The organism is Duganella sp. LjRoot269 (assembly GCF_964254095.1).
Classification (GTDB): domain Bacteria; phylum Pseudomonadota; class Gammaproteobacteria; order Burkholderiales; family Burkholderiaceae_D; genus Rugamonas; species Rugamonas hordei.
The window spans coordinates 2,952,505-2,965,948 of the sequence record NZ_CAXUSL020000001.1; the positions used below are offsets into that span (position 1 = coordinate 2,952,505).

Below are 13,444 nucleotides of genomic sequence, written 5' to 3' on the forward strand. Positions count from 1 at the left end.
TGTAGCACTGTTTACGGCGCCGCCGGCGTGGCCACGAAGAGGCTGTATCCGTGGTATAAACACGTGGTTAAATTTTCGGATGGTGGAGCATGCGGATACATAAGAGGCTGACGGCGTGGCTGGCGGCGTGGCTGCTGTGGAGCTGCGCGGCCCTTGCCGCCGCGGCGCAGGTGGCCGGCGTGGTGGTGCAGGTGAGCGGTGCGATGAGCGCGCGCTCGGCGGCCGGCGTGGTCAAGCCGCTCAAGGCGCAGTCGGAAGTGGAGAGCGGCGATACGCTGATGACCACCGCCGGCGCCTGGGCCATGGTGCGCTTCATCGACAACAGCGAGTTGACGATGAAGCCCGGCACCACGCTCGTCATCGACAAGTTTTCCTTCGACGGGGCCAGGCCGGAGGCCGACAGCGCCGCGTTCACGCTGGTCAAGGGCGGCCTGCGTTCGCTGACCGGCATCCTGGGCAAACGCAACAAGGAGAAGTTCGCGGTCAAGACGCCGAGCGCCACCATCGGCATACGCGGCACCACCTTCTTCCTCGAATACCTGACCGGCAAGGGCGACGTCGATGCTTCCACCGGACTCGATCCCGGCCTGCACGTGCATGTCAGCAGCGGCGGCATCTCCATCGTCAACCGCTCCGGCGCCTACCAGTACGACCCCGGCCAGTTCGGCTTCATCAAGGACGATACGACCAAGCCGGTGAAGATGTTCGCCAATCCGGGCATGCGCTTCGCGCCGCCGGCCTCGTTCGGCGAGGCCGATACGCTGGCGCCTTAATCCAGGCTCACCTGAACCACCACCTTGCCGCGCGCCGTGCCCCCGGCCAGCGCGGCATGGGCGGCGCCGACGCTGAGCGCATCCAGCGTGTAGGGCGTCGGGTCCAGCATCACTTTCAATTTGCCGGCGGCGGCCAGCGCGCTGGCTTCCCTCATGATCTCGCCGTGGTGCGCGCGGCCTTTGCCGGACAGCAGCGGCAGCAGCGTGAACACGCCCGAGTAGGTGGCGGCGCGGAACGACAGCGGCGCCAGCGCGTGCGTGCCCCAGCCCAGGCAGCTGACCACGTGGCCGTGGTACTGGCGCGCGGCGCGGAACGAGGCGTCCAGCGTGGCGCCGCCGACGGTGTCGTAGACCACGTCGAAGCCTTCGCCATCGGTGTGCTGCCGGACGTACTCCTCGACCGTGGCGCCGCGGTAGTCGATGAAGGTGGCGCCCATTTTCTCGATCGCCCCGCGCTGTTCCGCGCTGCCGGTGGCGTAGACGACGGCGCCGCGCGACACAGCCAGCTGCACCGCCATGTGGCCGACGCCGCCGGCGCCGCCGTGCACCAGCACCTTCATGCCGGCGCCGACGCGGGCGCGGTCGACCAGGCCTTCCCAGGCGGTGACGAAGATCAGCGGCAGCGCGGCCGCTTCGCGCATCGACAGGTTCGAGGGCACCCTGGCCAGCAGGCTGGCGTCCACCGCCGCGTACTGCGCCAGCGAGCCTTGCACACCGCCGATGCCGCCGGTCATGCCGTAGACGCGGTCTCCGGCGGTAAAGCCTTCGACGCCGTCGCCGACGCTGTCGACGATGCCGGCGATGTCGATGCCCAGCACCGCGGGCAGTCGCACCTGGGCGTGATCGGCCTTGCCTGCGGCGATCTTGGTGTCCAGCGGATTGACGCCGCTGGCGATCACGCGCACCAGCACCTGGCCGGCGGCGGCGATGGGGCGGGCGATCTGCTGGTTGGTCAGCGGGGCGGCGGCGGCATTGAGTACGACGGCTTGCATGGTTTTCATGGCGGGACTCCGGGTGGTTGGTTGATGCAGCCATTCTGGCCCGGCACGGCTTGCGGAAAAAGCGGGCCGGCCGGCATGCAGAATCCCCGAATCGCGAATAATCCGTAATCCGGCTAGAATCGCTGCACACATGGGGAGCACGGGGAGCGGGATGGACAGGCTGGATGCGTTGAAGGTGTTTTGTGCGGTGGTCGATGCCGGCGGCTTTAGCCGGGCCGCCGCCAGGCTGGGGATTTCGACGTCCTCGGTGACCCACCAGGTCGGAGCGCTGGAGGCGCATTTCGGCGTCAAGCTGCTGAACCGCACCACCCGCAGCATGTCGCTGACCGACGAGGGCCGGCGTTGCGTCGAACAGGCGCGCCGCCTGCTCGACGACATGGCGGATCTGGAAAGCGGCATGAGCGACGCCCTGCAGGCGCCGCGCGGCAGCCTGCGGGTCGACATGCCGGGCATCCTGGCGCGCCAGATCGTGGCGCCGGCGCTGCCGCGCTTCCTGGCCGCCTTTCCGGAACTGAGCGTGCGCCTGACGGCCAGCGACCGGCTGATCGACATGGTGGACGAGGGCGTGGACGTCATGCTGCGCATCGGCGAGCTGTCCGATTCGGGGCTGGTCGGGCGCGGTATCTACAAGAACCGCTACATCTGCTGCGCCGCGCCGGACTTCATCGCCCGCCACGGCCGTCCCGGGCATCCGGACGAGCTGAATGATTTTCCCTGCCTGAATTTCGTCTATCCGAAGGCACGCCAGCTGCGGCCGTGGGCGTTCCAGCAGGACGGCCAGCCGTTCACCACCACGCCGCGCGGCGTGGTGGCGATGGATCACGTGGAATCGCTGATCGAGATGGCGGTGCAGGGCGGCGGCATCGTCCAGCACCTGTCGGTGTCGCTGATCGAACCGCTGCGCAGTGGCGCGCTGGTGCCGCTGCTGGAACCATGGCAGGCGGCCGGGCCGGACGTGTCGGTGCTGTATCCGCAGCGGCAGCAGCGCGCGGCCAAAATCAAGGTGTTTGTGGACTTTGTGGAAACGTTGTTTTCCAGCCTGCAGGCGGGCGTTGATACCCGCATAACGTAGCCAGCCGTGCAATATATTCGATGATTAAATGACAGCTGATTTGTCATTTGATTATTGAGAATTGTGGTTTTTAGATAGAATTCTTGGTATCTTGCTCTAATCCATCGACAGTTGCTTTAAGGAAGTATAAAGTGGTTGTATCCGATGCAGTTCTTCGGAACGGCACCTAGCCAAGACCCTCCCACCTAGTCGAGACCGGACGCCCGCCGCAGCGGTGCGCGATGGCGCCTGTGCGCCTGCTCGACATGCAGTATCTGGCGGGCCGCCGTGTGAACACGATAGACAGGACCACGAATGACCGCTGATTTTTCTCCGACGCGCGCCGCCATGGCGGCCATCCTCATGCTGGGCTGCTGTATCGCCCGGGCAGGCGATGCCGCGCCCGGAGCGGCGGCCGACGGCGCGCCGTTGTGGACCTTCGGCGGCTACGGCACGCTGGGCGTGGTCCGCAGCAACGACAACCAGGCGGACTTCACGGCCAACGTACTCAATCCGGGCACCGCCGGCCGCAGCCGCGAGTGGAGCGCCAACGTCGACAGCCGTATCGGCATGCAGCTGGGCCTGAACCTGAACAGCTCATGGTCGGCGGTGCTGCAGCTGGTGTCCGAACGCACGCTGGAGAACGGCTACACGCCGGCGGTGGAGTGGGCCAACGTCAAATACCAGGCCACGCCGGACCTGAGCGTGCGGCTGGGCCGCATCGCGCTGCCGCTGTTCCTGGCCGGCGACTACCGCAAGGCCGGCTATGCGCTGCCGTGGGTGCGGCCGCCGGTGGAGGTGTACGGCAGCATCCCGATCAGCAACAGCGACGGCGTCGACGCCAGCTACCGCTGGAGCACCGGCGACGTCAACCATGTCACCCAGGTCTTTTTCGGCGGCACCACCATCGACATCACGGCGCAGGCGAAGGCGAAGGCGCGCGCGCTGATCGGCCTGTCCGACACCACCACCTGCGGCAACCTGACGGTGCGCGCCAGCGCGATGACGACCGAGCTGTCGGTGGACATTGCGCGCGAGCTGTTCGACGGCATGGCGCTGTTCGGGCCCCAGGGTGTGGCGCTGACGGAGCGCTATGACGTCCGGGCCAAGCGCGCGGACGTGGTCACCATCGGCTTCAACTACGATCCCGGCGCCTGGTTCCTGATGGGCGAGATCGGCCGCATGAACGCCCGTTCCTACCTCGGCGACAAGACCGTCGCCTACCTGAGCGCCGGCTACCGCTACGGCGACATCACGCCGTACGTGGGCTACGCCGTCTCGCACGCGAACACGGAGACCGGCAGCGCCGGGCTCAGTCTGGGCCAGCTGCCGCCGCCGCTGGCGGCCGCCGGCGCGCAACTGAACGCGGGCCTGAACGAGCTGCTGGCGACCATCCCGCGCCAGCGCAGCGTGACCGTCGGCGCGCGCTGGGACTGGCGCGCCAACTACGCGCTCAAGCTGCAGTACGACCGCCTGACGCCGCGGCAGGGCTCGAACGGCACCTTCATCAACGTGCTGCCGGGCTTCCGCTCGGGGCGCCCGGTCGGCGTGTTCAGCGCCGCGCTGGACTTCGTGTTCTGAGGGGGCTGCCATGCACGCTCTTCCACTGACACTCCGACGGCTGCTGGCGCTGTCGCTGCTGCCGCTGCTTCTGCTGTCGGCGGCCGGCGCCGCGCGCCCGGCCGAACTGGTGGTCATCGTCTCGGCGCGCAATCCGTTGTCGGTGCTGCGCCCGGAGCAGGTCGTCGACATCTTCCTGGCGCAGACCGGGCGCTTCCCCGGCGGCGACGAGGCGGTGGCGCTCGACCTGCCGCTGGGCAGCCCGCTGCGCGAGGAGTTCTATAGCAGGGTGGCGGCCAGGTCGCCGGCGCTGATGAAGGCTTACTGGACCAAGATGGTGTTCACCGGACGCGGCCAGCCGCCGCGCGAACTGGCCAGCAGCGCCGCCGTGCGCAGGATGGTGGCCGACAATCCGTCGATGATAGGCTACATCGACCGCAGCGCGCTGGACGCCAGCGTCAAGGCTGTGCTGGTGACCCCTTGAATACCGCTACCGACGCCACCCACAAAGCCGACACGCTGCGCGCGCGCTGGCTGCGGCGCGGGCTGGACACGCACTTCTCGCTGCCGCTGTTCGCCTTGCTGCTGCTGGTGGCGATCTGGGTGGTGGCGTATCAGGAGATCGCCGTCGAGCGCATCCACGCGCGCGAGGCGGCGGCCGATTCGCTGCGCGACATGCTGGGCACCTACGAGGCGCAGGTGGCGCGCAGCCTGGACGGCATCGACCAGACGCTGCGCGTGCTCAAGTACGCCGTCGAGCGCAAGGGCGCGCTGGGCGCGCTGCCGGAGCTGGGGCGCGAGGGCCTGCTGCCGCCGGGCGTGGTGTTCGTGGTCAGCATCGTCGACCGCAGCGGCATGACGGTGGCCAGCAATCCGCAGGCGCTGCCGATCTCGGTGGCCGACCAGGCGTACTTCAAGTTCCACCAGGAGCGCGACAGCGGCGGCACCTACGTCAGCCAGGCCACGCGCGACGCCGCCAACACCGAATGGCATCTGCACTTCACCCGCCGGCTCGATGACGATGCCGGCAATTTCGCCGGCATCGTCATCGTCGAAACCGATCCGGCCTATTTCACCAGCAGCTACGAACGCAGCCGGCTCGGCGAGTACGGCATGCTGGGCCTGGTCGGCGGCGACGGCGTGGTGCGCTCGCTGCGCATCGGCGACAAGCTGTCGTTCGGGCAGCGCATGGACAAGCCGGCCGGGGCGATCGCGAGCTTTGAAGGCATGCGCCGCTACATGGGCATGCGCGAGCTGCACGGCGTGGGGCTGAACGTGGTGGTCGGCCTGGCGGAGGGCGAATTGATGGCCGGCTTCGAGCGCCAGCGCCGCGAAAAGCTGATCCAGGCGGCGGTGGTCAGCGCGGTGCTGCTGGCCAGCACCGCCTTGCTGTGGCTGTGGTCGTGGCAGGGCGCGCGCAACCGCGCCCGCGTGCGGCGCGCGCAGGAAACCTATGCGGCGGCGTCGGCGGCCAGCCTGGACGCCTTCTTCGTCATGCGCGAGGTGCGCGACGTGGGCGGCGAGATCATCGATTTCACGTTCGTCGACGCCAATTCGCGGGCCGAGAAAATGACCGGCTTCAGCAAGAGCCGGCTGTGTGAGATGACGCTGTGCGGCTTGATGCCGCAGGCGCGCGAGACCGGCCTGTTCGCCCACCTGGTGCATGTGACCCGGGTCGGCGGCGTGCACGAGCAGGAATGGGAAAGCACGATACCGCAGCTGCGCGCGCGCTGGCTGCACCAGCAGGTGGTGCCGGTCGAAGGCGGCATCGTCGCCATCGTGCGCGACATCAGCGAGCGCAAGCTGGCCGAGGAGCGCATGCTGCACCTGGCCCACCACGACACGCTGACCGGCCTGCCGAACCGCAGCCTGATCGGCGACCGCCTCGACATGACGATCGCCCAGGCGCAGCGCAGCGGCGGCGCGGTGGCGGTGGCGTTCATCGACCTGGACGGCTTCAAGCTGGTCAACGACGGCCTGGGCCACAACGCCGGCGACGAATTGCTGAAGGTGGTGGCCGAGCGCATGAGCGGCTGCCTGCGCGCCGGCGACACCGTCGGCCGCTTCGGCGGCGATGAGTTCGTGCTGGTGCTGACCGAGCCGGACGACGGCGCGGCCGCCGCGTCGGTGCTGGAGCGGGTGCGCGAGGCGGTGCTCGAGTCGATCATGCTGGGCGGGCAGGAAGTGCAGGTCAGCTGCAGCATCGGCGTGGCGGTCTATCCGGACGACGGCGCCGACGCCGGCACGCTGCTGATGCACGCCGACACCGCCATGTACCGCGCCAAGGAACTGGGCAAGAACAACTGCCAGTTCTACACCCGCGGCATGAACGCCAGCATCGAGGAAAAGCTGGTGCTGCTGGAGGGCTTGCGCGGCGCGCTGGACGACGACCAGTTCCGCCTGGTCTACCAGCCCAAGGTGGACCTGCGCACCGGCCGCGTGTTCGGCGTCGAGGCGCTGGTGCGCTGGGAACATCCGGAGCACGGCTTCATCGGGCCGGACCGCTTCATTCCGCTGGCCGAGGAGAGCGGCATGATCGTCGCGCTGGGCGAGTGGGTGCTGCAGACGGCCTGCCGGCAGAACCGCGCGTGGCAGGACGCCGGGCTGGCGCCGCTGCGGATCTCGGTCAACGTGTCGCCGCGCCAGTTCGAGGAGCAGCGGCTGGTCGAGCGCGTGGCGCTGGCGCTGTCGCAGAGCGGCCTGGCGCCGGAATGGCTGGAGCTGGAGGTGACCGAGGGCGTCATCATGCGCGACCTGCAGCAGGCGGTGGACAAGATGGCGGCGGTGCGGGCGATGGGCGTGTCGCTGTCGATCGACGACTTCGGCACCGGCTACTCCAGCCTGTCGGCGCTGAAGTCGTTCCCGATCAGCACGCTGAAGATCGACAAGTCCTTCGTGCGCGACCTGGGCTGCAGCGAGGGCGACGAAGCCATCGCCAGCTCCATCATCGGCCTGGCGCACCGGCTCAAGCTGCGCGTGATCGCCGAGGGCGTGGAGACCGAGCAGCAGCGCAGCTTCCTGCGCGAGAACGGCTGCGACGAGATGCAGGGCTATCTGTTCAGCCGTCCGCTGCCGGCCGAGCAGCTGCGCCAGCTGCTGCTCAAGCAGCAGACGCAGCCTGTGCCGCCGCGCGACGCCTGCCTGCTCGCTTAGCCGCGCGTTTGATCTGCAACAAGGCCGCCTGCCGGGCGCCCATCTACTCTGAACCTAGTTCCGAGCCACGGTGGCCGCCATGTCTATTTCCCGTTTGTGCCGTATCTTTTTTTTGCTGCTGTTCTGCCTGTGCGTGCTGTCCGGCTGCGCGAGCGACCTGCACAGCGCGTCGGCGACGGACGAAGCGGCCGTCATCGCGATCACGCCGCAGCTGCTCGACGCCGAACGCCAGCGCGCCAGCGCGCCGCCGGTGCCGGACGTGCCGGCGCCGGCGGGGACCTCGACCGACGGCGCCTACCACATCGGCCCCGGCGACGTGCTGGCGATCACCGTCTGGGACCATCCCGAGCTGACCGGCGCCGTCGCCCGCGACCTGAGCGCCGACGCCTACGTGCAGGGGCCGCCGGCCGCCAACTTCGTGGTCGACCAGCAAGGCCAGCTGAACTTCCCCTTCGCCGGCACCATCACGCTGGCCGGGCTGACGCGCGAGCAGGCGCGCACGCTGCTGGCCACGCGGCTGGCGCGCTACTTCCGCGATCCGCGCGTCACGCTCAGCGTGCAGGCCTACCGCAGCCAGCGCGTGTATATCGACGGCGAGGTCAAGGCGCCGGGCCTGCAGGCCATCAACGATATCCCGATGACGCTGCTGGAGGCGCTGAACCGCGCCGGCGGCCTGCTGCCGACCGCCAACCAGAGCCGCATCACGGTCGAGCGCGGCGGCCAGCGCCACCGCATCGACCTGCTGCGCACCCTGGCCGGCGGCCGCCATCCGGCCGTGCTGATGCTGGCCGACGGCGACATCGTGCGGGTGCCGCCGCGCGACGAGAGCAAGGTGTTTGTCGCCGGCGAGGTGCTGACGCCGCGCGCGCTGACCATGCACGACGGCCGGCTCACCCTGAACGAGGCGCTGGGCGAGGCCGGCGGCCTCAATCCGCAGAGCGCCGATTCCGGCCAGGTCTATGTGGTGCGGCAGAGCCCGCAGGGGCCGCGCGTGTACCGGCTGGACGCGCGGCCGGCGCAGGCGCTGGCGCTGGCCGAGCGCTTCGAGCTGCAGCCGCGCGACGTCGTGTACGTGGCCTCGTCGGGCCTGGCCAACTGGCACCGCGCCATCAGCCAGCTGTTCCCCGGCGAGCTGTCGTCGGCCGTCGGCGCAACCCGTCCGTGAGCGCGCCATGAACGATCCCCACGACTCCTCGTCTTCCTCGCTGCTGCGTCCGCTGCGCGGCGTGGCCGCGCCGGCCCAGCTGATCGAGCGGGTGGCGCCGCCGCCGGAACCGGAGCCGGGCGCGCTGCCGTGGCGCGCGTATTTCCGGGTGCTGTACAGTTGCCGCTGGCTGATCGTGTCGGTGGCGCTGCTGTGCACGCTGTCGGCGCTGCTGTACGCGCTGGCGGCGCGGCCGGTGTACGAGGCCAACATGCTGCTGCACGTGGAGGAGGACAACCCGAACGCGTCCAAGAACATCCTCAACGACGTGTCGTCGTTGTTCGAGACCAAGAAGGCGGCGATCGCGGAAATGGAGTTGCTGCACTCGCGCATGGTGGTGACGCGGGCGGTCGACACGTTGCGGCTGTACATCCAGGCCACGCCGCGTTATTTTCCGCTGGGCGGCGAATGGATCGCCGCGCGCGGCGGTGGCCGGCTGTCGGAGCCGGGGCTGTTCGGCTACGGCGGCTACGCGTGGGGCGCGGAAAAGCTGGAGGTCGCGCGCTTCGAGGTGCCCGACGGCATGTATAACCGCGATTACACCGTCACCGCGCTGGGCGGCGAACGCTACCGTTTGAGCGACGGCGGCGGGCGGGTGCTGATCGAGGGCAGGGTGGGCACGCTGGCGCGGGCGAATGGTGACGGCGGCGCGGTCGAGCTGCTGGTGACGCGGCTGCGCGGCAATCCCGGCGTGCGCTTCGTCCTGCGCCGCACCACGCGGCTGGCGGCGCTGGAGCAGGTGCAGCGGGCGCTGCAGATCGCCGAGCAGGGCAAGCAGTCCGGCGTGATCGAGGTGCGGCTGCAGGGGCCCGATGCGCAGCAGGTGTATGCGACGCTGAGCCAGATCGGCAGCGAATACATGCGGCAGAACCTGGCGCGCCGCACCGAGGAGGCCGAGAAGACGCTGGCCTTCCTCGACCACCAGCTGCCGGCGCTGCGCGAACAGCTGGAGACCGCCGAGGCCCGCTACAACGGCTTCCGCAGCGCCCAGGAGACGATCAACATGGAGCAGGAGGTGCGCATCGCGCTCGACAGCAAGACCGCCGCGCAGGCGCGCCGCAGCGCGCTGGTCCAGAAGCGCACCGAGCTGCTGGGGCGCTACACCGACGAGCATCCGGTGCTGCAGGCGCTGAACCAGCAGCTGCGCGAATCGAACCGCGAGCTCACCGAGCTGGAGGTGCGCATCAAGAAGCTGCCGCTGCTGGAGCAGGAGCAGTCGCGGCTGGTGCGCGACGTCAAGGTCACCAGCGACCTGTACACGGCGCTGCTGAACACGGCGCAGCAGCTGCGGGTGATGGCGGTCGGGCGCATCAGCAACGTGCGGCTGGTCGACATGCCGGTGGCGCCGGAGCGCGCGCTGAAGCCGAACCGGCCGCTGATCGTGCTGCTGGGGCTGGTGACGGGGGTGTTCGCCGGGGCCCTGCTGGCCTTTGCCAGCCGGGCCGTGCGCGGCGGCATCGACGATCCGCAGCGCATCGAGGCGATGCTGGGCACGCACACGGTGCATGCGACGATCCCGCACAGCCGCAGCCAGGACAAGCTGCGGCGCCAGGCGCGCAAGCAGGCGCCGCTGTTGCTGGCGCAGGCGGCGCCCGACGACGCCGCCGCCGAGAGCCTGCGCGCCTTCCGCGCCACCTTGCTGTTCGTGCTGCCGCACAGCCGCAACAACATCGTCAGCTGCGTGGGGCCGACCGCGCGGGTGGGCGCGTCGTTCGTGTCGGTCAACCTGGCGCTGCTGCTGGCGGCCGGCGGCAAGCGCACGCTGCTGATCGACGCCGACCTGCGCGACGGCCGCCTGCACGACAAGTTCGGCGTCGACCGCGCCGGCGGCCTGGCCGAATGCCTGGCCGGCACGCTGCAGCCGCACCAGGCGGTGCGCCACAACGTCGCCCCCTGGCTCGATTTCATCCCGGCCGGCAGCGCCGCGCCACAGCAGACCGAGCTGTTGCAGCCGCGCCGCCTGGCGCTGCTGCTGGCCGCGCTGGACGCGCGCTACGACGTGGTGCTGATGACGGCGCCGCCGGTGCTGGCCGCCGCCGACGCCTTGCTCATCGGCGCGCAGGCCGGCGCCGTGTTCCTGGTGGCGCGCGCCGGCGTCACCACCGAAGCCGAGCTCAGCGAGTCGGTGCAGCGCCTCAACCGGGCCGGCATCGCACCCCATGGCGTGGTGTTCAATGACGCTTAGGTGCGATGCCTTTGCGATGCCTGATGGCAGCTATTCCTGCCGTAAATAAATCTTGTCAGAATTTTTTTCTAAAAGCATTGAACTATAGAATTTGATTTGAATCAAACCTACCTCATTCACTTCATGAACGAGGAACGTTTGATGAAAAATTCTGTCAATTACCTGTCGCAGGGACATGTCAACATCGTGGGTTACGGCGCATGCGCCGTCCTGCTTGCCGCGTGCGGCGGCGGGAGCGGCGAATTGGCCGCCACCTCCACGGTGTCACCACCGGCTCAGCTTGCCGCCAGCGTCAGCTACAACGACGCTGTGGCGACCTCTGCCTTATACGTGTCCACGACCGGCTCGGACAGCAATCCGGGCACGCAGGCGGCGCCATTCCTGACGATCGCCAGAGCTGCCCAATCCGCCACGGCCGGCACCGTGGTGCACGTCTCGGCGGGCCGCTATGCGGGCGGCATCGTCACCCGCGCCAGCGGCACGGCGACGGCGCGGATACGCTATGTGTCGGATACCAAGTGGGGCGCGAAGATCGTGCCGCCGGCCAGTTCGTCGTCGGCGTTCGGCTGGGACAACCGCGGCAGCTACGTCGACATCGTCGGCTTCGAAGTCGACGGCAGCGCGGTGCAGGCCGGCACGCGCTGGAGCACCGGGCTCTACACGGGCGGCTCGTTTGCCGCGCTGCAGGGCAACCATGTGCACCACATCGGGCAGGGCGCCTGCGCCTCCGGCGGCGGCATCGGTTCCGACAGCTATTACAGCGGCGCCAGCAACGACGTGCTGGCCAATGTCGTGCACGACATCGGCGCCAGCGGCTGCAAGACCATGTACGGGGTCTACGTCAATACCGCCGACAGCGACGTCAAGAACAACCTGATCTATGGCGTGTCGAACGCGGCCGTCAATCTGTGGCATGACGCATCGCGCGTCAATGTGACGAATAACACGATCTTCGCCTCCTATACCGGTATCGTGGTGGGGAGCGGCGATTACTACCATGCCACGACGGCCGGCGATTACTCCCGCGTTTCCAACAACATCGTGTACGACACCGTTTACGGCGTGATAGAGCTGGGCAACCTTGGCGCGCACAACACCTACAGCAATAATCTGATGTACTTGCAGACTGCTTATGCTTTCTTGCTCAGCAAGAGTTTCGCGGTGGCGACGGTGGCGGCGCCGCCGCAGTTCGTCAATTACGTGCGCACCGGCGGTGGAAATTATCATCTGCAGTCGACGTCGCCGGCGATCAACAGGGCGCTGGCGACCGATCTGTCCCCGACCGATCTGGACGGCGTGGCGCGTCCGTCCGGCGGCGCTGGCGATATCGGTGCGTATGAGTATGTCGGCACCACGCCGACTCCGACGCCGACGCCGACGCCAACCCCAACGCCGACCCCGACCCCGACCCCGACCCCGACCCCGACCCCGACCCCGACCCCGACCCCGACCCCGACCCCGACTCCAACGCCGACGCCATCGCCAGTCCCGGCCACCGCCAACCACCTGTACGTGGCCACCACCGGTTCGGACAGCAACTCCGGCGCCCAGGGCTCGCCGCTGAAGACGATCGCCCGCGCGGCCGCGCTGGCGCGTCCGGACACCACCGTGCACGTCGCGGCCGGCACCTACCCGGGCGGTTTCACGACCACCGTCAGCGGCACCGCAAGCGGACGCATCTATTTCGTCTCGACGACGAAATGGGGCGCGCGCATCGTGCCGGTGGCCGGTTCCAGCAGCGACACGGGCTGGGACAACCGCGGCAACTACGTCGACATCAACGGCTTCGAGGTCGACGGCAGTTCCAGCACCGCGTGGAAGCACGGCATCTACAACGGCGGTTCCTACGATGCCATCCGCAACAACCACGTGCACCACATCGCGCTCAGCGGCTGCAACAGCAACGGCGGCTCGGCGATCGGCGTCGATTCCTACTATCACGGCGTGGAGGGCGACGTGACAGGCAATGTCGTGCACGATATCGGCCCTGCGGGTTGCACGTTTGTGCAGGGTATCTACCTCAGCACCTCGGGCAGCGTGGTCAACAATGTCGTCTACCGGGTAGCGGAAGCGGCCATCCACTTGTGGCATGACGCCAACAACGTCATCATCGCCAACAATACGGTGAGCAACTCCCATACCGGCATCATTGTCGGCGGCGGCGATTTCTACTTCCGCACCTCGCCGGACGATTACACCCACGTGGTCAACAACATCGTCTACGACAATACCTACGGCATCTCCGAGCAGGGCTCGACCGGTACCCACAACACCTACAACAATAACCTGGTGTACCAGAACAGCAGCTACAACGTGAGCCTGCGCAACGGCTTGACGGCGGCGGCATCGGTCAGCGCCGATCCGCAGTTCGTCGCCTACAGCCGCAGCGGCACGCCGGACTTCCACCTGCGTAGCAGCTCGCCTGCCAAGGGCGCCGGCACCACCACCTACGCGCCGTCGGTCGACATCGAGGGCACGCCGCGCTCGCCGGTGAGCATAGGCGCCTACCAGTAAGGC

9 protein-coding genes are annotated in these 13,444 nt (G+C 68.5%); 8 read left to right on the forward strand and 1 reads right to left on the reverse strand.

What is annotated here, in order from left to right; all coding sequences use genetic code 11:
* The first annotated feature begins 89 nt into the window (after positions 1-89).
* Positions 90-773, forward strand: a complete 684-nt coding sequence (locus ACSQ3S_RS13290; RefSeq protein WP_436142651.1) for a FecR family protein — start codon at positions 90-92, stop codon at positions 771-773.
* On the opposite strand, the gene ACSQ3S_RS13295 is transcribed toward ACSQ3S_RS13290, so the two are convergent.
* Positions 770-1,774, reverse strand: coding sequence for a zinc-dependent alcohol dehydrogenase family protein (locus ACSQ3S_RS13295; RefSeq protein ID WP_436142652.1), 1,005 nt, complete (start codon positions 1,772-1,774; stop codon positions 770-772). The two genes, ACSQ3S_RS13290 and ACSQ3S_RS13295, sit on opposite strands and share 4 nt — an antisense overlap.
* Before the next feature lie 151 nt (positions 1,775-1,925).
* Here ACSQ3S_RS13295 and ACSQ3S_RS13300 point away from each other — a divergent pair, with 151 nt between their 5' ends.
* The 7 genes from ACSQ3S_RS13300 (at position 1,926) to ACSQ3S_RS13330 (ending at position 13,441) form a co-directional block, all read left to right on the forward strand.
* Positions 1,926-2,846: a LysR family transcriptional regulator gene (locus tag ACSQ3S_RS13300; RefSeq protein ID WP_176654015.1), complete on the forward strand. Its 921-nt coding sequence runs from the start codon at positions 1,926-1,928 to the stop codon at positions 2,844-2,846.
* A 294-nt stretch (positions 2,847-3,140) separates the two neighbouring features.
* Positions 3,141-4,406, forward strand: a complete 1,266-nt coding sequence (locus tag ACSQ3S_RS13305) for a hypothetical protein (protein WP_413449545.1) — start codon at positions 3,141-3,143, stop codon at positions 4,404-4,406.
* Positions 4,407-4,416: 10 nt separating this feature from the next.
* Complete coding sequence (locus ACSQ3S_RS13310) at positions 4,417-4,869, forward strand: phosphate ABC transporter substrate-binding protein (RefSeq protein ID WP_436142653.1); 453 nt, start codon at positions 4,417-4,419, stop codon at positions 4,867-4,869.
* Positions 4,866-7,538 (forward strand): EAL domain-containing protein, encoded by a 2,673-nt coding sequence (locus ACSQ3S_RS13315; RefSeq protein WP_176654018.1) that lies wholly within the window; start codon positions 4,866-4,868, stop codon positions 7,536-7,538. The genes ACSQ3S_RS13310 and ACSQ3S_RS13315 overlap by 4 nt, the downstream gene beginning before the upstream one ends.
* A gap of 79 nt (positions 7,539-7,617) precedes the next feature.
* The gene (locus tag ACSQ3S_RS13320) at positions 7,618-8,703 is read left to right on the forward strand and encodes a polysaccharide biosynthesis/export family protein (protein WP_436142654.1); all 1,086 of its coding nucleotides are present in this window, start codon (positions 7,618-7,620) and stop codon (positions 8,701-8,703) included.
* A 7-nt stretch (positions 8,704-8,710) separates the two neighbouring features.
* Positions 8,711-10,927: a GNVR domain-containing protein gene (locus ACSQ3S_RS13325; protein WP_413449549.1), complete on the forward strand. Its 2,217-nt coding sequence runs from the start codon at positions 8,711-8,713 to the stop codon at positions 10,925-10,927.
* A 141-nt stretch (positions 10,928-11,068) separates the two neighbouring features.
* Positions 11,069-13,441, forward strand: coding sequence for a choice-of-anchor Q domain-containing protein (locus ACSQ3S_RS13330; protein ID WP_436142655.1), 2,373 nt, complete (start codon positions 11,069-11,071; stop codon positions 13,439-13,441).
* Positions 13,442-13,444 lie beyond the last annotated feature (3 nt).